Source organism: Pseudonocardia hispaniensis (genome assembly GCF_042658695.1).
Classification (GTDB): domain Bacteria; phylum Actinomycetota; class Actinomycetes; order Mycobacteriales; family Pseudonocardiaceae; genus Pseudonocardia; species Pseudonocardia hispaniensis.
Genome location: NZ_JBHSQW010000019.1, coordinates 1 through 19,196 on the forward strand (window position 1 = coordinate 1; position 19,196 = coordinate 19,196).

11 protein-coding genes and 1 pseudogene are annotated in these 19,196 nt (G+C 64.4%); 7 read left to right on the forward strand and 5 right to left on the reverse strand.

Annotated elements, in window-relative coordinates; all coding sequences use genetic code 11:
* Positions 1 to 62 precede the first annotated feature (62 nt).
* Genes ACFQE5_RS09240 through ACFQE5_RS09255 form a run of 4 tightly spaced genes read left to right on the forward strand, consistent with a single transcriptional unit; the run spans position 63 to position 9,800 of the window.
* Positions 63 to 3,104, forward strand: coding sequence for an ATP-binding protein (locus ACFQE5_RS09240; RefSeq protein WP_379584424.1), 3,042 nt, complete (start codon positions 63 to 65; stop codon positions 3,102 to 3,104).
* Positions 3,101 to 3,571: a DUF7680 family protein gene (locus ACFQE5_RS09245; protein WP_379584425.1), complete on the forward strand. Its 471-nt coding sequence runs from the start codon at positions 3,101 to 3,103 to the stop codon at positions 3,569 to 3,571. The genes ACFQE5_RS09240 and ACFQE5_RS09245 overlap by 4 nt, the downstream gene beginning before the upstream one ends.
* 9 nt (positions 3,572 to 3,580) lie before the next feature.
* Entirely contained in the window at positions 3,581 to 6,490 is a 2,910-nt protein-coding gene (locus ACFQE5_RS09250) for a DUF1156 domain-containing protein (protein ID WP_379584426.1), read from the forward strand.
* 1 nt (position 6,491) lies between these two features.
* Positions 6,492 to 9,800, forward strand: coding sequence for a DEAD/DEAH box helicase (locus ACFQE5_RS09255; protein WP_379584427.1), 3,309 nt, complete (start codon positions 6,492 to 6,494; stop codon positions 9,798 to 9,800).
* A 190-nt stretch (positions 9,801 to 9,990) separates the two neighbouring features.
* Here ACFQE5_RS09255 and ACFQE5_RS09260 read toward each other — a convergent pair whose 3' ends face one another.
* Both ACFQE5_RS09260 and ACFQE5_RS09265 read right to left on the reverse strand, forming a co-directional pair.
* Positions 9,991 to 10,485 (reverse strand): hypothetical protein, encoded by a 495-nt coding sequence (locus tag ACFQE5_RS09260; RefSeq protein ID WP_379584428.1) that lies wholly within the window; start codon positions 10,483 to 10,485, stop codon positions 9,991 to 9,993.
* Between the two features lie 70 nt (positions 10,486 to 10,555).
* Positions 10,556 to 10,909 (reverse strand): DNA cytosine methyltransferase, encoded by a 354-nt coding sequence (locus tag ACFQE5_RS09265; RefSeq protein WP_379584429.1) that lies wholly within the window; start codon positions 10,907 to 10,909, stop codon positions 10,556 to 10,558.
* Positions 10,910 to 11,177: 268 nt separating this feature from the next.
* On the opposite strand from ACFQE5_RS09265, the gene mobF reads away from it, so the two are divergent.
* Together mobF and ACFQE5_RS09275 are read left to right on the forward strand one after the other, a co-directional pair.
* Entirely contained in the window at positions 11,178 to 14,789 is a 3,612-nt protein-coding gene (mobF, locus tag ACFQE5_RS09270) for a MobF family relaxase (protein ID WP_379584434.1), read from the forward strand.
* Positions 14,790 to 14,995: 206 nt separating this feature from the next.
* Positions 14,996 to 16,894: a ThiF family adenylyltransferase gene (locus ACFQE5_RS09275; protein ID WP_379584430.1), complete on the forward strand. Its 1,899-nt coding sequence runs from the start codon at positions 14,996 to 14,998 to the stop codon at positions 16,892 to 16,894.
* 34 nt (positions 16,895 to 16,928) lie between these two features.
* Here ACFQE5_RS09275 and ACFQE5_RS09280 read toward each other — a convergent pair whose 3' ends face one another.
* Positions 16,929 to 17,909: a DNA-processing protein DprA gene (locus ACFQE5_RS09280; protein WP_379584431.1), complete on the reverse strand. Its 981-nt coding sequence runs from the start codon at positions 17,907 to 17,909 to the stop codon at positions 16,929 to 16,931.
* Positions 17,910 to 18,105: 196 nt separating this feature from the next.
* On the opposite strand from ACFQE5_RS09280, the gene ACFQE5_RS09285 reads away from it, so the two are divergent.
* Entirely contained in the window at positions 18,106 to 18,477 is a 372-nt protein-coding gene (locus tag ACFQE5_RS09285; RefSeq protein WP_379584432.1) for a sulfate permease, read from the forward strand.
* 2 nt (positions 18,478 to 18,479) lie between these two features.
* Here the strand turns inward: ACFQE5_RS09285 and ACFQE5_RS09290 are convergent, their stop codons facing one another.
* Both ACFQE5_RS09290 and ACFQE5_RS09295 read right to left on the reverse strand, forming a co-directional pair.
* Positions 18,480 to 18,827: a helix-turn-helix domain containing protein gene (locus ACFQE5_RS09290; RefSeq protein ID WP_379584433.1), complete on the reverse strand. Its 348-nt coding sequence runs from the start codon at positions 18,825 to 18,827 to the stop codon at positions 18,480 to 18,482.
* A 156-nt stretch (positions 18,828 to 18,983) separates the two neighbouring features.
* A pseudogene (locus ACFQE5_RS09295) lies at positions 18,984 to 19,196 on the reverse strand (hypothetical protein); the annotation flags it as partial.

Sequence of the window (19,196 nt, forward strand, 5' to 3'; positions counted from 1 at the left end):
GGACCGCGCGGGCACGGGTCTCCTCATCGAACTTCCGAGGTGCTCCCACAGCTCCAGTCTCCTTGCTAGATCAGGAGCCTCTCCGCGAGCCAGGGCGATTCAGTGGTGGCAAGACCCACGGCCTCACAGCGGTCTACCACCTGGCCGGCGGTGCGCGACCCGCCAACATCGCAGAGTTCATCGAACCAAGCCTGCTTCCGGACGGCGCTGTTCAGGTTGCCGCGCTCGTCGGCGACGCTCTCGACCCCACCGCCGGGGTCGACACTGATGGCCACCGCACCTACACGCTGTGGGGCGAGATGGCGGCACAGATCGGTGACGACGCCTACTCTGTGATGGCTGCCAATGACGCCGAGCGCACGGCGCCGGGAACAGGCACCATCAAGGCGGCCTTCGGCGGCAAGCCAACGATCGTCATCGTGGACGAGATCGCCAAGTACCTGCGAGCGGTGTCCTCCTCGGGCAGCGAGGACGTGCGTCGCATGGCCCGCGCGATCCCGGTGTTCCTGGGGAACCTGTTCGAGGTCGCGTCTGACCCGACCAATCGGGTCTCAGTCATCATCACCCTGGCGGCGACCACCAACGCGTTCGGCGCAGAGACCACCGAGATCAGCGACCTCACTGGCGACGAGAAGGAACGGGCCGATGCAGCGAACGCGGCCTCCGTCAAAGCAGCGGAAGAGACCGGCGATGTACTGACCCGCGCCGTGCAACCATCCGCGGTGATCCGCCCTGCCGACGACAATGAGATCGGCGAAATCCTCAAGAAGCGCATTTTTGCCTCAGTCGATCAAGATGCTGCGACCGCTGCTGGTGACGCCTACCGAGGCCTGTACGAGACACTCGGAAAGACCGAGCAGTTGGCAGGCGGCGCCGAACACCCTGCGACCTACGGCGAGCTGGTCGCCAAGACGTACCCATTCCACCCTGAGCTGGTCCGTGTCCTCGACAAGCGCCTCGGCAACATCACACAGTTCCAGCGAGCCCGAGGTGCGCTGAAGTTGCTGGCCGAAGTCGTCGCACACATCTACGCGACGAACGATGACACCGCGATCATCAACGTTGGCGACATCGACTACGACAACGACCCGGTGCTGAACCATCTCACCGATGGTCTCGGACGGGCCGAGTACGCATCTGTGGCCGAGGGAGACTTCGCAGGCAAGAAGTCGCACTCCGCAGCAGTGGACGCTGATGTCTTCCCCGGCAAACCTGCCTACACCACCCGCGTCGCACGCACCGTGTTCACGCATTCGCTTGAAATGGTGGCGACCGCAGGAGCAGGCCGCAACGACTGGATCGTCGGCACGCTCCGCCCAGGCGAAGACACCGCCATCTTCGAGAAAGCACTCACGGAATCCGAGAAAGTCTTCTGGCATCTATCGTTCGACGGCGGGCGGTGGCGCTTCAACATCGAGCCGAACGTCAACGCCATCATCGAGACCGAGAAGCGCAACGTCGCCAATACTGCTGTTGCGGCGATGGTCGACACTCTCATCCGCAACGCGTTCGCCAACGATGGTGGCGCCAAAGCTGTGCACTTCCCGTCGGGTCCCGCCGAGGTTCACGACGAAGCCGGGCTACGAGTGGTCGTACTTGACTACAACGTCGTGGCTGTCACGCAGAAGAGCGCAGAGCAGCCACCTTCCGCAGTCGTTGAAATGCTGGACAAGGTCGGCTCCGTCGGCAGCCCGCGGACCTACCGCAATGCTGTGGTGTTTGCAGTCCCCGATGAAGAGCAAATCGAAGTGCTGAAAGACCGAGCACGAGCTTTGATTGCATCCAATAACCTCGCCAGCGACGCCGCTCGACTCGCACAGTTCAGTGACGAGGTGCGCAAGAAGGTCGAGGTCTACAACAAGGAAGCCACGCTCAACGCCCGTATCGCGGTGACCCGCTGCTACAAGCACATCTACTTTCCCTCTGGGGACAAGGCGACCGGGTACCTCCGCCACCGTGAGCTCCCGGCTCAGGCGCAAGGGGACACGAAGAATGCGACCTCAGCGGTATTGAGTTTGCTCGAAGACGAGGACAAGATTCGGAGCAGTCCGTTCACTGCCTCGTACCTCCGGTCGAAGACCTGGCACGCTGCAAAATCCGCCACCACACGCTCGATCGCCGACTACTTCTGGACAGACCACACGATCCAGATCGTCCGCAACCCAAACCTGATTCGCGAAGCGATCGTCAACGGCGTGAAGAACGAGAACTGGGTCTACTACGACGCAGGCACGGGGAAGACTTACACGGCAAGCACGATGGCCGGGTTCTCGCCCGAGATGAAGCCTGATGCCGAGGTGATGACTGCTTCCGAAGCACAGTCACGAGGTCTACTCGTTCGCAAGCCGACCCAGACCGACTTGCGCGCCGTCATCACTAATGATGACCTCACCGGAGGCGAGATACGTTCCCGCCTCGAAGCCCAGTGCGGCGGCGAGCCCACCAAGACCGACGTCCTCGAACTGCTCGCCACTGCGGTACAAGCCAGCGACTACAAGTGGTTCGTTGTCCTCGATGCAGAGCCCGGCCCTGGCGTTCGGGCACTGTCGCCCTCCGCGATCAAGGACAAGGGGCTCGACGGTCTGCGCATCCTCAGCAGGGAAGCCGCCGACGCGCAAGAGATCGAGGTGCCGACCCGCACTCCGAATTCGAAGACCTTCAATGCAGCCGGCCCGGGCGGCGCGGCAATGCAGAGCCTCCTCGATCAGATTTCGGACTTCACGGTTCCGACGGTAAGCACGATGACCTTGAAGGTCACCGCCGACGAGGCCTCAGGCACCAGCGACATCGACCTCGCCGTGGCAGCGCTCGGCATGCTACAAAAGCAGAGCATCACCGTGCGCGCAACGATCCGGGCCGAGTTCAAGGGAGTCAACGGCGGAGTCCAGTTCCAGGGCACCGCAGACCGCCAGGACTTCCAGTCCGCCTACAACCACGTGAAGAAGTCCATCGCCGGAGCGAACAAGGTAGCGGGCGAGGTCACCCTCGTCTTCCGTTTCGCCCCCGCTCTGGACATCACCGATGCTCAGTTTGGCCAGATTCACACGGTCGTCAAGAACCTCGGCATGAAGAGCACCACCATGACGGCCGAGGTGACCAAGTGAGCGCGGTCAAGAGGTTCCGCCCCGCATCCCATCTCGCGTTGGTCGAAGGCGTCCGAGGGTTCCGACTCGTCGTAACGCCGGGCCGAGGCGAAGCTTTCGGCGTAACGCTTGAAGAAAGCTACGGCGAGAACGGCAGCTCAATCACGGCACCCGTCAGCGCAGCCACACCCGTCCAAGCTGGACGCGTGGTTGATGCCCTGTTCGTCGCGGTTCGTAAAGCCGGACACCAGCCGAGCGTGCTGGCTTTCAAACGTAAAGCGCCCATTCGCCTAGGCGAAGCCGAGGGAGTCCGCCTTGCGCTGGTCCTGTTCGCGACCCAACCCATTGCCAAGCATGAGCGAGTCCGGGCGCTCGTCGCCGGAATCAACGCCATGAGCGTCGAAGAAACCTACTACTGGTACTCCAAGTGCATGGGACTCGATGGCAACCGCGCCCGCAAGGCACTCCGTACCCTCCTCGCCGACTAAGGACACGACGTGACCACTTCAAGACCACGGGTCCTCATCGAGGACTGGCTACCCGTCGCAGAACTCGGAATCGAGTCGCGGCGAGAGCGCGGAGCCGCCTCCGCCTTGCCACCGCTCTCGTTCCTTCACATCTGGTGGGCTCGTCGACCACTTGTAGCCTCCGCCGCCGTCGCACTCGCGGGTGTCATGCCGTCATGGACCGAAGAGTTGGCCGAATCGTTCCCAGACGCGCCGGAAGTACGCAGTGAATTGGCCTACAGGGCATGGCTACTTCGCCTCGTCGGTATCCTGGGGGACCCCGTCAAGGGACGGCGCATGATCGATGCCGCCAACGCTGCTGGCGTGAAGTTGCAGGGCAACGGGTACGGCTACCATCAGGCGTTCCGAAACGCAGTGTCGCGCTCAGACATCGATCTGCTTCACTCCGTTCTTCGTCGCACATGGGGCGAGCTTCCGACCGTTGCTGACCCGACCGCCGGTGGAGGATCAATTCCTTGGGCTGCGAGCCGGCTTGGGCTGCCTGTCGTCGCCAACGACCTCAATGGAGTCGCCGCTAGCGTGCTGAAGGCAGGCGTCGAGATACCTGCAACCCGCGGTCTCGACCTCCTCCCTGACATCAGGAAGTGGGGCGACGTGCTCGTCAAGCGAGTGGAGAAGCGACTCAAGGAGTTCTTCCCGCTCAACGAAGGGGAGAGCGTCATCGCCTACGTCTGGGCGAACGCTGTTCCGTGTCCGCGTACGGGTCGGCTCGTGCCGCTGCTGACAGACAAGTGGCTCCGGAAGACAGCGGGGAAGGAGGCCGCAGTCCGAATGGTCACGTCTATCGACGGAACAGAGCTTCGGGAACCGCACTTCGAGGTCACACTCGGTCGCGCCGTAGACAAGCTTGATGCCAGCACTGGCACCATGGCGCGCGGCAAAGCGGTCTCCCCATACGACAACTTGGTTATCGAGGGGAACTACATCAAAGAGGCGGCCCAGAGCGGCCAGATGACACAAGTCCTTTACGCTGTCGCCGTTCGCAAGCCGTCAGGCGAGCGCACGTTCAGGGCGCCTAACGAGCGCGACCGCGAAGCACTTGACGCAGCGGGTCGCCACTTTGGTCAAGTCAAGGATGCATGGCTTGCGAGCGGCATCCTTCCCACCGAGGAGTTCCCCGACGGCAACGACCTCCGCCCGAAGAACTACGGTCTCGAACGCTGGATCGACTTCTACACGCCCAGGCAGGCGCTGGTCCATGGCACGTTCGGCGAGGAGTTCGCCCGGCTGATCCCCGAAGTGCGAGACGAACTCGGCGCGGGAGCAGGAGATGTTCTGTTCGAGTTGGCGCTTATGCAAGGCAAGGCGCTCAACTGGAACTCGCGCCTCTCGTCCTGGGACGTGTCACGCCAGAAGATGAGGAGCGTCTTCGACCGACACGACTTCGCTTTCAAGTGGACGTTCGCAGAGTTCGAGGGTGCCACGGCACTGTACTCATGGTGCCTCGACCAATTGGAGGATGCATACGGCGGGATCGCGCGCCTTCTGGATGAGACCGGTGCCGCGGAGCTGGGCAAGACCGAGCGCCTTGAGCGCCAGGTCACTGTCACCCAGGGCAGCGCAGCGAGTCTCACGCTCGGTGATGGCTCTGTGACTCACATCTGCATGGACCCGCCGTACTACGACAACGTGATGTACGCCGAACTCGCTGATTACTTCTACGTCTGGGAGAAGAGAACGCTCGGGCGTCTCGTACCGGACTACTTTCACGATGACCTCACCGACAAGGACAACGAGGCGGTTGCCAATCCCGCCCGGTTCGCGATGATGGGGAAGCGGAAGAAGGCACTCGCCGACCTGGACTACGAGGCGAAGATGACATCCATCTTCTCCGAATCGCGGCGGGTTCTCGCTGAAGACGGCGTCCTGTCCGTCATGTTCACACACAAGCGCGCCGAAGCCTGGGACACCCTGGGTATGGGTCTTCTTCAGGCCGGCTTCACCATCGAAACTTCTTGGCCGGTGAACACAGAAGCCGAGGTCTCGCTCCATCAAGCCAACATGAACTCTGCCGCTTCGACGATCATGCTGGTCTGTCGTAAGCGTGCCGACCGCGATGACGATCACAAGGTCTATCTCGATGACATCGAGCACGACATCCGCCAAGCGGCGCGCGAAGCCGCCACGCGATTCCAACATGATGGGATTGACGGCGTTGACCTTCTCCTCTCGACATACGGCCCAACGCTGTCCGTGATCTCACAGAACTGGCCCGTCTACTCTTCTACTCCGGACGCTGATGGACGGGACCAGTTGCTCCGGCCCGAGGACGCCCTGGCTCTGGCGCGCGAGGAGATTGTGGACCTTCGTCGTTCCCGCCTCGTCGGACAGGCCGCAAAGGTGGATGGCCTCACCGACTTTGTTCTCTTGGCGTGGGACACGTTCGGTGCGCGCGAGTTCCCCTTCGACACGGCACGCCTACTCGCCCTCGCAGTAGGCGGGTTGGATGTCGATGAACTGGAACGCGCGAAGATCGTCTCGAAGGCATCTGGCAAGGTCAAACTCTTGACCCCCAAGGAGCGACTACGTCGGGAAGCAGACTCTGGACTGCCTGGCGTGACACCGGAAGCGTCGTCGTTCGAGTTCGTTATCGACGCTGTTGACACTGCGCTCTACATTGCCGAGGTGGACGGCCAGCAGGCTGCAAAGCGGTTCCTCGATCGTCATGGATACACCAGCGACGCCGGGTTCATTTCCACCCTTCAAGGTCTGGCGAACGCGATCCCACGTACCAAGATCAAAGGTGCTTGGGTGGTGCCGGAGGCTGGGCTCATCGACACACTCTGCACCCTCTACTTCGATGATGTTGTTCTGCCGGAGGCGGAGGAGATGGCCGCACCGACAGACGCCAATGAGAACACGTTGTTCGACGTGGAGTGACATGACCCCGGACGACAGCGACGCTCTATCACCTGGCTCGCCGGCGCCACCTGGCGGACCGGCGAGTCCTGAGCTGTCTTCGGGCGACTCCATTTCATCACCGGATTCGTTCCAGACGGTTGATCTTGGAGCAACCTACTCGCCAGATGACCGTCCGTTTGAGACGTTCTATCTACCGTTGCTGTCTCGGGCGGTGACCTACGACAGAGCCGTGGGCTACTGGTCAGCGTCCGAGCTTCAGTACGCAGCGCAGGGCACAGCCCACTTCCTCGCGAACGGCGGGAAGATGCGCCTGATCGTCGGTGCGCAACTCGCACAGCGAGACGTGAACGCCGTCATCGAGGGCAAGCCGCTCGACGACGTAGTGGCGGCGAGGCTGCTCGCTGACCCGGACCTTGCCGGAGCGCGGATCGTGCAGAGCGAACATCTGAGCGTGCTTGCGTGGATGGTCGCCAAGGACAGGCTTGAGATTCGCGTCGGTGTCCCAAGGGGAGAAGACGGTGAGCTGCTGACGCACCTACAGTCGGGACGATACTTCCACACCAAGTACGGCATATTCGCGGATCGGTACGGGAATCGAGTCGCCTTCAACGGATCGAACAACTCATCAGTGACGGCCTGGGCGAGGAACCATGAGACGTTCGACGCCTACCCATCCTGGAATGTGCCGATCTGGGACTACCTGGGTGTCCACAAGGTGCTCGACTTCGAGAAGCACTGGACCGACAACGCAGACGCAGGTTGGGCAGTCATAGACCTGCCGTCGGCCGTGCGGAAGCACCTCATCGAGCACGCTCCCGAGGCCCCGCCGCTTCCACCCGGCGTTGTGTTGCCGCCTTTGGATGCTCCGACCTCGTCCGAAGACGACACCGAGGAGTTCGATGTCGAGGCAGCATGGGACGAGCTCGTCGCACTGCGCGACGCACCAACCGAATCACCCTGGACGGGCGTCGGAACGGCATGGGCGCGGCCTCTCCCACACCAAGCGGAGCTCATCAGCCGTGTCGTGAGCACCTACCCGCGCGGCTACCTGCTCGCGGACGAGGTTGGTCTCGGCAAGACCGTGGAAGCGGGCATGGTCCTCCGCGAACTCTTCACATCAGGCCGGGCGAAGAAGGCGCTGCTGCTTGTCCCCGCCTCCGTGATGAAGCAGTGGCAAGAGGAACTCCACGAGAAGATGAACCTCGATGTTGCCCGCTTCGACAAGGGTGCGTTCGTAGATCGTTACGATGTGCCGATCCCGGTCGATCCGAACGCGAATCCGTGGTCCGCGTTTCCCATCGTGCTCGCTTCGTCGCACCTTGCTCGCCGTCGCGACCGCCGGCGGCAGATACTCGACGCGGGTCCGTGGGATGTTGTCCTGGTTGACGAGGCGCATCACGCCCGTCGCCGCGGCTCCAAGCCGACCGACACTCCGAACTCCTTGCTGGCGCTACTTCAAGAGATGCGCGACACGGAGATGTGGCGGGCGCTGTACCTCGCCACGGCAACACCGATGCAGATGAACCCACATGAAGCCTGGGACTTGATCTCCCTGCTCGGGCTCAAGGGTCGGTGGGGCGTCAGCGCCGAGGACTTCATTCGGTACTTCAAGCTGCTGGCAATCGACCCGATGCACCGGCACTGGGACCTGTTGTGCTCGATGCTGGAGGACTACTTCGCCGACCCGCAGGCCGAGCGGGACGCTGACCTCGAACAGGAGATCGACGACGCACTCGGCTGGACGGGCGCGTACGTGGTCACGGCTCTAGCCGGGAACCCGCCGAGCGCGGACCTGAAGGCCAAGTTCCCGAACGAGACCTCCGAGTGGATGGACAAGTGGCTCCGTCGCCACACTCCGATGCGGGATCGTGTCTTCCGCAACACCCGAAAGACCATGCGCGACTACCAGGCAGCCGGGATCATCCCTGACGACGTGGTGATCCCGTATCGCCACGTCAAGGACGAGTTCATCCCGCTACAACCGAACGAGCGACGCCTGTACGAGCGGATCGAGGAGTACATCCACCGACACTACAACGCTTACATGGCCGAGGCTGGCAGTCAGGCACTCGGGTTCATCATGACCGTCTATCGCCGCCGACTGACCTCCTCGTTCGAAGCGATCAAACGGTCTCTTCGCCGTCGGCTGAGTGTGCTGGAGGACGGCAAGAACCTCGCTGAGCTTCTCACTGATGACGACAACGTGGATGTCGAAGGCTCACTGTTCGAGCCGGAGGTGTTCGACACGAGGGCCGACCGGCTCCGCGATGAGATCGCCGAACTCAAGTCGTTCCTCCAAGACCTGGACAGCATCACTGGCGAAGACAGCAAGGCCAGCAAACTCGTTGCCGACGTGACCGAGGCGCTGAACACGTACTCGTCGGTGGTTGTCTTCACGCAGTATGCCGACACGATGGACTACGTCCGTGACCGGCTGCTCACGGCGGGGTACCGCCGCCTCGGCAGCTACTCGGGCCGGGGTGGTGAGGTCTACAACGTAGAGTCTGGAAGCTGGACCGAGGTTACGAAGTCGGAGATCAAGACCAGGTTCCGCAGTGGCGAGCTTGAAGTCCTCATCGGTACAGACTCCATGAGTGAAGGTCTGAACCTGCAAACGTCCGGGCGACTCATCAACTACGACATGCCCTGGAACCTCATGCGTGTCGAGCAGCGAATCGGGCGCGTCGATCGCATCGGCGCGTCGCACAAGGACATCCGCATCAGCAACTATTTCTACGCTGACACCGTTGAGGAGCAGGTGTACAAGGGCATCGCCGAGGACTATGGCGACTTCACCGACATCGTGGGCGATGCAGCCCCAGTGCTCGGCAATATCGAGAAGGCTATCGAGCGTCTGGCGCTGACTGGCCACGCAACGACCACCGAGATCGACTCCGAAGTCGGACAGATTCGCCAGCAGGTAGAGGACATCAAGAGTGAGCCTGTCGGCAACGACGACATGGGCGAACCCGGCAGTGGCGGTCGGATCAAGCAGCCGCCAACGCTGGAGGGCGGTACATCTCTGCGAGACCTGGAACGCGTACTCACCGCGAACGGCCTAACCAGTGATGCCTTCGAGCCCGACCCTTCCCGTCCTCGGGTGTATTGGCTCAAGCCTGCGGCGGAGGCACTCTCAGCTCTGTCCTTCCAAAAAGACGATGGCGTGCACGACATCGAGGAATACTTCGACCCGTCGCCGCTCGCCCCGCTGCCGGTGACGTTCGACCGTGCTACCTGGGATGAGAGCGACGACGCTGACCTGGTCTTCCTCACCTACGGCACCCCCGAACTATCGGCACTGCTGCCCGCCGCATCGCACGACAACTAGAGATCGCACGATCGTCCCGAGAGTTTCAGCGTCCGCAGAGCAGCGACAGCGTGCAGCGGAAGCACTCCGTTGCCGAGCGCGGTGATCTGTTGATTCTGCGTCAGCTGGTCAGTACCGGTGACCCATCCAGTCGGCAGACTCATGAGCCACTCCACGAACGCGGGTGCTGGGCGGGGGCCGTCCGCGTCGTTCAGGAGGGCTGGCGCTGGCGCGGGGCGTCCGGTGATGTGTTCCCACCGGGCGATGGCGTCGGCGTAGCGTCCCCAGCGCTGAACAGTCCGTCGATCAGGGACCACAGCGTCTCCGACTCGGCTCTTTTGCTCGGTGAGCCAGCCGGTCCGTGGAGCGCGAAGTCGATGATCTGGTGCGACAGCGCGATCGTCCCGCGCCTCGCTCGCACCTGGTCGAGAGTCTCCCCGCCGCGCGATGAGTCCGTTGCCAGCGGGGTGCGGAACAGTGCGCCGGGCGAGGGCGAAGATGCGGAAGCGTTGGTGAGGAGCGCCGACAAGGGAAGCCGGTAGGCCGATCCATCGTGCATCCAGCCGCAGGTCGGCCAGATCGCCGAGAACGGCGCCGAGAGCCCGTAGAGGTCGAGCTGCGTTGTCTCCCAGATGCCACGGGTCGGGTTCCATGCCGCGAAGGGTTGCGCCGTCGGGGGTTGCATCGTCCGGGTTGGGTCGGTCATAGTCGTCTCCTTCTGAGGGTGGCCGTATCGCGGGTGAGGACAGCAGCCCGCGGACGTTCTCGATGACGACTCATTCGGGTTGGAGCGCGTCGATGGCCACGGCCATGTGTGCCCAGAGCCCCGAGCGTGTTCCTGGCGCGAGGCCGGCGCGCTTGCCGACGGTGGACACGTCTTGGCAGGGGAACCCACCGATGAGGATGTCCACGGGCTCGACCCGGCTCCAGTCGATGGTCGTGATGTCGCCGAGGTTCGGCGCGCCGGGCCAGTGGTTGGAGAAGACGCGGGCGACAGGCTCGTTGAGTTCGGAGAACCACACGGTCTTGGCGTTGAAGACGTGCTCGACAGCAAGGTCGAGGCCGCCGTAGCCGCTGAACAGCGACCCGATCCTGAGTTCTGAGTCGCCGCTGGCGTCGAGGTCGTGCATGAAGTGCGCTCCGGTGACGGTCGTTCCCGGCATCGCCTCGTCACGAAGCTGATGTCGAGCTGGTCACCTGTCAGGTGCACGACTTCGACACGCACCTGGTGCTCCACTGAGCCATCCGAGCGACACCGCCTGAGGCCGCATCTCCCGCATCTGCTCCGACTGCCCTCCGAGGCCACACGCGTCTTGCAGATCGAGGTTGACCGAGCATTCCCGCGACCGAGATCACCGGGTGCGGGTGCTCACCTGCTCGCCAGGAGCGGAGGTGAGCATGACGGTTTCGATGCGTGTGATGTCGGCGGGTGATGGCTACAAATACCTGCTCAAGACGGTTGCGGCAGCCGACGGGGACAGACCACTCTCCACGCCGCTCACGCGCTACTACATGGAGGAAGGCACCCCGCCTGGTCGTTGGCTCGGCGCGGGCGTAGCGGCCCTCGGCAAGGGCGAGATTCAGGTGGGTGACCGAGTATCGGAGCACCAGCTCCAGCTCCTGATGGGGACTGGCCATGATCCGATCACCGACGAGCCGCTCGGTCGTGCCTTCCCGACCTACAAGAGCCAGGACGAACGGATCGAGGCGCGGATCGCCGACCTCGACCCGACGATGACGCCTGGCGCCAAGGGCGAGGCAGTCGCGCAGATCGTTGCCGAGGAGACTGCCCGGAGCACGCGACGTGCGGTGGCGGGCTTCGACTTCACCTTCTCCATCCCGAAGTCCGCGTCAGTGTTGTGGGCAGTCGCCGATGCCGGAGTGCAGGCACTTATCGCCGAGGCGCATCATCGCGCGGTTGCGGAGGTGGTTGCCTTCATGGAACGTGAGGTTGCTGCCACCCGCACGGGTGCAACCGCCGGAGACGGCGCGGTTGCGCAGGTCGATGTCACCGGGCTCATCGCAACCGCCTTCGATCACTTCGACTCCCGCGCCGGCGACCCCCACCTCCACACGCACGTCGTCATCAGCAACAAGGCCAAGACCGTCCTCGACGGGAAGTGGCGCTCGCTCGACGGCAGACCGATGCACGCCGCCGTCGTCGCGCTCTCCGAACTACACGAAGCCGTGTTCGCCGACCACATGACCCGCACCTTCGGCGTCTCCTGGGAGGCGCGCGAGATGGGCCGCGACCGGAACCCAACGTGGGCGATCACCGGCGTGCCAGAGGAGCTGGTCGCGGAGTTCTCCACCCGCGCCCGCCACATCGACGCGGAGAAGAACCGGCTCATCGACGAGTACGTTGCCCAGCACGGACGCCAACCATCGAACGCGACGATCCTCAAACTGCGAGCCCAAGCCACACTCGCGACTCGCCCCGAGAAGCAGGTCCGATCCCTTGCCGATCTCACTGCGGAGTGGCGATTCCGCGCAACGAAGACTCTCGGCAGAGACGCGACGACGTGGGCGCGCGAAGTCACCGACAACGACAAGCCGCTCCTGCTGCGTGCCGACGACGTGCCGCTCGACGTGATAGGCGAGCTGGGGCGTTCGGTCGTCGAGGTGGTCGGTGAGAAGCGTTCGACCTGGCGGCGGTGGAATCTCATGGCCGAGGCATCCAGGCAGACGATGGGGTGGCGGTTCGCCACTATGCGGGACCGGGAAGCCATCGTCGGGATGGTCGCCGACGCCGCCGAACTCGTCTCGCTCCGCCTGACACCGCCTGAACTCGCGGCATCGCCGGTCGTGTTCCGCCGGCCCGACGGCACCTCGGTGTTCCGTCCGAAGAGCTCGACCGTGTTCACCTCCGAGGCCCAGCTCGCGGCCGAAAACAGACTCCTCGAACGAGCTGCCAACCTCGGCGGACCGACGGTGCCGCTGGCAACCGTTGAGGATATCACGCGCAGCCCCGACGCGGATGGCCGGATGCTCGGCGACGACCAAGCCGACGCCTTGACCTGCATCGCGGTGTCGGGACGGATGCTCGACGTGCTGGTCGGCCCCGCCGGGGCGGGCAAGACCACCGCCATGAACGCGCTCCGACGAGCGTGGGAAGCCGAGCACGGCTCCGGTTCAGTCATCGGTCTCGCGCCGTCAGCGGTCGCTGCCCAGGTTCTCGCCGATGATCTCGGGATCGGTGCTGAGAACACGGCGAAGTGGTGGCAGAACCACCTCATCCACGGCACGACGCTCGAGGCGGGCCAGCTCGTCATCATTGATGAAGCCTCCCTCGCCGGCACCCTGTCACTGGACCGCATCACCCACCTCGCTCAAGACGCGGGCGCGAAGGTCCTGCTAGTCGGCGACTACGCCCAACTGCAGTCCGTGGACGCCGGCGGCGCGTTCGCGATGATCGCCAGAGACCGGGCTGACACCCCCGAGCTGGTCGACGTTCACCGTTTCACCGACGCCTGGGAGAAGACCGCCTCGCTCGAACTACGTCAGGGGCGCACGGCGGCTATCGACACCTATCTCGCCCACGAGCGCATCACTGAGGGGGACGCCGAAGCCATGACCGATGCGGCCTACAACGCCTGGCGCGCCGACCGCGATGCGGGCCTGGTATCGGTGCTGATCGCCGAAACCCACGAAGACGTGACCACGCTGAACGGTCGCGCCCGTGCCGACCTGATCCTCAACAAGACGCTGACGCCCGAACGTGAGGTCGAGCTGCGCGACGGCACCGCCGCAGGCGTCGGCGACACCATCATCACGCGCCTCAACAACCGGAACCTCCGTACCCTGGCCGGGCGGGACTGGGTGCGCAACGGCGACATCTGGACCATCACCGCTATCGGCGACGACGGGACCATCACCATCGCACGCGACTACGGGACCGGCACCACCGTCCGCGACGACGGGACCATCACGGCTCGCGGGCGTGGGCGCAGGTTCGGCGGCACCATCGTCCTCCCGGCCTCGTACGTGGCCGAGCATGTCGATCTCGGCTACGCAGTCACGGCCTACCGCGCCCAAGGCATCACGACCGACACCGCGCATGTGTTGGTGGAACCGACCTCGACGAGGGAGACCTTCTACGTCGCGATGACCCGGGGACGGCACTCGAACTACGCCTACGTGACCCTCGACCGCGCCGACGACCACGCGCAGCCGCACCCTGGCGATGACCCGCATGCCACCGCGCGAAGCGTGCTTCATGGCGTCCTGCAGCACAGTGGGGCCGAACTCTCGGCGCACGAGACCATCGTGGCTGAGCAGGAACAATGGGGCTCGATCGCTCAACTCGCCGCCGAATACGAGACCATCGCCGCCGCAGCCCAGCATGATCGCTGGGCAACCCTCATCCGCGGCTCCGGGCTCACCGACGCACAGGCCGAGAGCGCCGTCGGGTCCGAGGCGTTCGGCCCGCTCGCGGCCGAACTCCGACGCGCCGAGGCCAATCATCACAACGTCGATGTGTTGCTGCCGCGCCTTGTGGCCGCGCGCGGGTTTGGTGACGCGGACGACATCGCCGCCGTCCTCCACTACCGCGTCGAGCGGGCCACCACCCGTCCCGCAGGCTCGGGCAGGACTCGCAAGCCAGCGCGACTGATCGCCGGCCTCATCCCATCGGCGCACGGCGTCATCGACGTTGAGATGCGAGCGGCTCTCGACGAGCGAGAGGAACTGATCGAGGCACGCGCCGACGCTGTACTCGAAGCTGCGCTCACCGAAAATGCACGATGGACAAACGCACTTGGAACGCAGCCGAACGACCGGCGACGAGCCGCCACCTGGCGCAAGTCAGCGCGCGTGGTCGCCGCCTACCGCGACCGCTACCGCATCACCGACGACACACCACTCGGCGCGCCACCCGAGTCGGCCGCACAGAAGATCGACGCCGCACGAGCGCGATCCGCAGTCACGCAGGCGACCGAAGCCGCTGGTACGCGTACGGGGCATAGCGGGCCTCGGCCGGTTGAGCACGGGCCGCTGGGTCGCTCGCTGTGACCTGAGCCAGTGGGGGTGTCGGAGCGGCGGCGTAGAATAGTTACATGGTTGTAGTTCCCGCAAATCCGCCCGACGCCGGAGGCAATGTGCCCGGTGGTCAGCTTGAGGTGGGCGCACAACTGGACAGCGCCGGGGTGACCGGTCAGCTACCTGAGATGGGTTCAGAACCGTTCCAACGAGGAGAACAAGGACCGCAGCGTTGAGCTGTGGCAGGGCATCTTCGGCGATGCGTTCAAGGCCCCGGCAACGTCGTCGAGCAGCACCAAGTTCCCCGCAGGGCCGGTACCGGCTACTACCGTGGGGCGGTCTGGCCGCGCGGGATGAGCCGTCGAAAGCGGGGCACGCTGTCGGCATGGCAGAAACAGCTCGTTGACGAACTGAGGGCGCTCGCCAAAGACAGGCCCGACGACCTGCGGATCGTCCAGCAACCCAAACTCGACGCAGAGAGCCATGCCAGCGTCCGGGTCAGGCTCAACACAGCCAATATCCTGCAAAGTTCCGCGGGTCTCGTGCTTGAGAACTACGAGGAGTTCATCCTCCAGATTCGACCCTCGATGTTCGTTCCGCCGAGCGTCGAGGTTGACCACCCACGCTTCCTCGGCTTTCCACATGTTCTCCAGGGGCAACGGCTTTGCGTCTACCTCGATCCTTCGCGCGAGTGGCGTCCGTTGGAAGGAATGGCTGGGTTCCTCAACCGTCTGTGGGGCTGGCTCACTGACGCCGCTGGTGGAAAGTTCGACCCTTCGACCGCGATGTATCACGCGGTCGGCGGCGTGCTCCACCACGCGGACGACACCCCGACCATCGTGGTCCGCGAGCCTGGCCCAACGAAGCCACGGCAGATCGCTCAGCTCATCGCCCGCTCGACCCATCGGTACGATCTCACCTACTCGACCGAGGGAGATGGACATCGCACGCCCGTCTTCACCCTCGCGAGCGACATGCCCTTCGGTGCCGCATCGACTTTCGCGTTGTTCCTTGCGCTCCTGGATGATCCGTATCTCGACCGGGCCGGAGGCCAGCCTCCACGAGTAGCGGCTCAATCGTCGGCGTTCATCACCTCCCTTCTGGCCAGTGCTCTCAGAAACCCCGATGGCGAGGAGCAATACTTCGTCCTCGCGGTTCCCCATCCCGCTGGCGGTCCACATCACCTGCTCGGCGGACGCCTCCACGCGACGACCGCCGATGCACTGCGACGCGTCGCTAAGAAGCACGGCACCGCGATCAACCTTGATCCCGCGAGCATCAACGCCGAAATCCCCATTGAATGGTGCAACATGTCCGACGAACGGCAAGCAGTCACGACGCGGCGCGACGAACGCCGACCCGTCAACGGCTACCAGGGAAAGACTGTTCACATCTGGGGGTGCGGCGGGCTGGGATCATGGGCGGCCGAGTTCATCGCACGCGCCGGGGCGGCGGGTATCACCGTCTGCGACCCGGGAGTCATCACCGGCGGACTCCTCGTACGACAGAACTACACCGAAGCCGACATCGGACAGACGAAAGCCGATGCTCTCGTGACACGGCTGCGCTCGCTCCGCGACGACCTCACGATCTCCGTCGCCGAGGGGAGCGTGCCAGACCTCGCCGATCTCCTGGCAGCCGATCTCATCATCGATGCGACCGTGAGCCACAGCGTGACCACGTACCTCGACACACTTGTCGGCGTCGAGCGCAAAGCCCTCATTGCCCAGATCGCGACCGACGCCAGTTCTGGCACCCTCGGCATCGCCAACATCAGCGCACCTGACTCCACTCTGACGCCATCAGGGATCGACGCATGCGCGGGTCGCGCGGTACTCGCCGACGGTGAGCTGGAGCTCTACCATCCGCTCTGGCGGGAGGTGGCCGACGGGGACGAACTGATACCAACGAGAGGGTGCTCCGTGCCCACCTTCCACGGTTCAGCCGCAGACCTGGCAGCCGTCGCTGCGACGCTCGTCAACATGATCGGCCTCCACTTGCAACAGCTGCCATCCACAGTCTCCGGGACACACCTCGTCGCGCTGCCGCACGCACCCTCCGGGCCCAGGCACCACTTCGTGTTGGCCGAAGCGGAGGATACGAGTCTGCCTTCGCCTGCTGTCGGAAATACCGAGTAGTTCAGCGGCAGGAACCCCGCGCCGACCGCCACACTCACAGCGTGCGTGTTGCCGACGCGGTCGGGCCGTCGTGCTCCCGGCCGAGCTCTACTTGCGGCGTCCTACCGGGGTTCGCCAAGCCAGCCAGGTCCGAGCTGTCTGCGACTAGGGAAGCGATTCTGTCGCGGATCAGACGATTCGGTCCAACACTCGTCGCGCTGGTCACCGGGCCGGGAACAGCTCCGACAGTGCGGCCAAGTTCGTGCGCGCGGCGGGCGACGGTCATTGATCCAGAGCGAGCGCCGGCCTCAACCACGAGGGTCGCTGCGGAGAGTGCAGCCATAACCCGCGCCCGAGCCATGAAGCGGTGGCGCGTCGGCACTGCGCCAGGTGGAACCTCGCCGACCATGAGGCCGAGGTCGGCCACCCGCTCAAGCAGTTCACGGTGACCCATCGGGTAGGGGCGATCAACGCCGTTCGCCACGACCGCGATCGTGTCGCCGCCTGACGCGAGGGCCGCTCGATGAGCAGCACCTTCGATGCCGTACGCACCGCCGGCCACGATGATCCGCTCAGCGCTGGCGAGGTCGGAGGCAAGCTGCCCGGCCACATGCTCGCCGTAGGAGGTCGAGGCCCTCGCGCCGGTGATCGTGACGAGATCGTTGAGCGGTCGTGCGAGGAACGATGTCGTGCCACGAGTCCAGAGGACGTACGGCCGTCGGTCGCCAAGATCGTCGAGCGCGGAAGGCCATTCTTTGTCGCCGGGAATCAGCGTGCCGATATCGGCGCGCTCGGCTCCGACGAGGTTCTGTTCAAGTGTCCGAGCATCTGAGCGCTGGAACTGGGCACGCCACACCTGAGCGTCAACGGTACTGAGCCCCGGCACCGCGTCTTCCCCCTCGGCGAGCCGAAACAGCTCAAGCGCACCGAGCTCGCCCAGGAGGCGACCGGTCACGGCATCGTCCGGTTCAACGAGCATCGACAGCGCCATCCGCGCCGTGCGCTCGTCCTGGAGTACCTGGCTCAAAATCGTCATCGCCGCCTCCTCTCACTCCCTACAGAGAGGTGCGCGCGGCAACGCGGGAGCGAAGGGTTCCGTGAACGCCGACCCCGGCGTACAGTGGATGGTGAGGCAGGTTCTCCTCATATTGCGGGTCCTCCGGGGCAGCCTTCGGGCACTCACACACGTTCTGCCTCCTCGACGGAGTAACACGTGTGACGAGAGGCCCGCCATGTTCCGCCCTATCTGGACGCTCAGCGTTCGCACCCGCGACTACCTGCACCGCTACATGCCGAGCAACCGCCTGCTCGCTGCCATCCGCACCCGCCGCGGACTCAAGTGGGGGATACCCGCGATGCTGGTCGCGCTTCCGTACATCCTGATCGCCAGCATCTGCTCTGGCTCGGCAGCCGACGGCGGCCCCGGCTGGCTCCACCTCATCGTGCTGTGGGCATGCTGGAACGCGCTCAAGTTCATCATCATGGGACCCGTGAGCGTCGCTCTGCTCATACGTGCGCGCCTGCGCGAGGCTGTGGTCCGTCGTCACCAGCGCCACGACTCGCGCGTCGAGGCGAGCCTGCGTGAGCCAGCCCTTCGTGTCTAGGCTCAACCGCCCACGGCAGTGGATGCCGTGATGCGAGAACCACAGCGCCCGCCAGGCCGGATCATGATGCCGTGCGAAGCGAGCGCTCGCCGGACAGCCTGAGGCCCCGCCCCAACCTTCACGCCGACCTCTACCAGCGTCAACCCGCTGAGGTAGAGGTCGGCTGCTTCGTGGATGCGGGAGGGATCGAACCGTCCACGGCGGATCGTCACCTCCCGCCGGGTGAGGTGGGTGGCGACCGTGCGGCGGTTCACGCCGAACACGGATGCCAGTTCCACGAGCGTTGCGCCCTCGCGGTACTGCGCCACCAGATCGTCGACCTGCTCCGGGCGAAGGAGGGTTTGAGCCATCCCAAGTGATCGCACCACTCGACCCCTGGAATCGGAAACGGTGGGCTCGGGGGAGCGCTGGTCCTGGTTGTAGAAGCCTCGTGACCTGCGCAAAGACAAGGTTTTCAGGTGTGGGCAGGGGTTCTCAAACTCTCTACGGAGGTCCACCCCACCTGATCAGCCCGGACTCTGTTCCGGGCTGTTCTCGTCTCCGGGGTCGTCGTCCCCCGAGTGACTAACTGAGTGACTACCGGCCAGCGGGAACAGGTCGTCCATCGCAGTCGCACCCTCGTCGAGGACGGGTTTGAACTGCTTGCGGTACACGGCCTCGGTGACCGCGGTCCCGCTGTGCCCGATGAGCCGGGAGATCTGCTCCAGCGGGACGCCGGA

Excerpts from the sequence above, each read along its gene's own strand:
- ACFQE5_RS09255 (WP_379584427.1), top strand. The coding sequence starts at position 6,492 with ATGACCCCGGACGACAGCGACGCTCTATCACCTGGCTCGCCGGCGCCA.
- ACFQE5_RS09260 (WP_379584428.1), bottom strand. The coding sequence starts at position 10,485 with ATGACCGACCCAACCCGGACGATGCAACCCCCGACGGCGCAACCCTTC.
- ACFQE5_RS09265 (WP_379584429.1), bottom strand. The coding sequence starts at position 10,909 with ATGCACGACCTCGACGCCAGCGGCGACTCAGAACTCAGGATCGGGTCG.
- mobF (WP_379584434.1), top strand. The coding sequence starts at position 11,178 with ATGACGGTTTCGATGCGTGTGATGTCGGCGGGTGATGGCTACAAATAC.
- ACFQE5_RS09280 (WP_379584431.1), bottom strand. The coding sequence starts at position 17,909 with ATGACGATTTTGAGCCAGGTACTCCAGGACGAGCGCACGGCGCGGATG.
- ACFQE5_RS09285 (WP_379584432.1), top strand. The coding sequence starts at position 18,106 with ATGTTCCGCCCTATCTGGACGCTCAGCGTTCGCACCCGCGACTACCTG.
- ACFQE5_RS09290 (WP_379584433.1), bottom strand. The coding sequence starts at position 18,827 with ATGGCTCAAACCCTCCTTCGCCCGGAGCAGGTCGACGATCTGGTGGCG.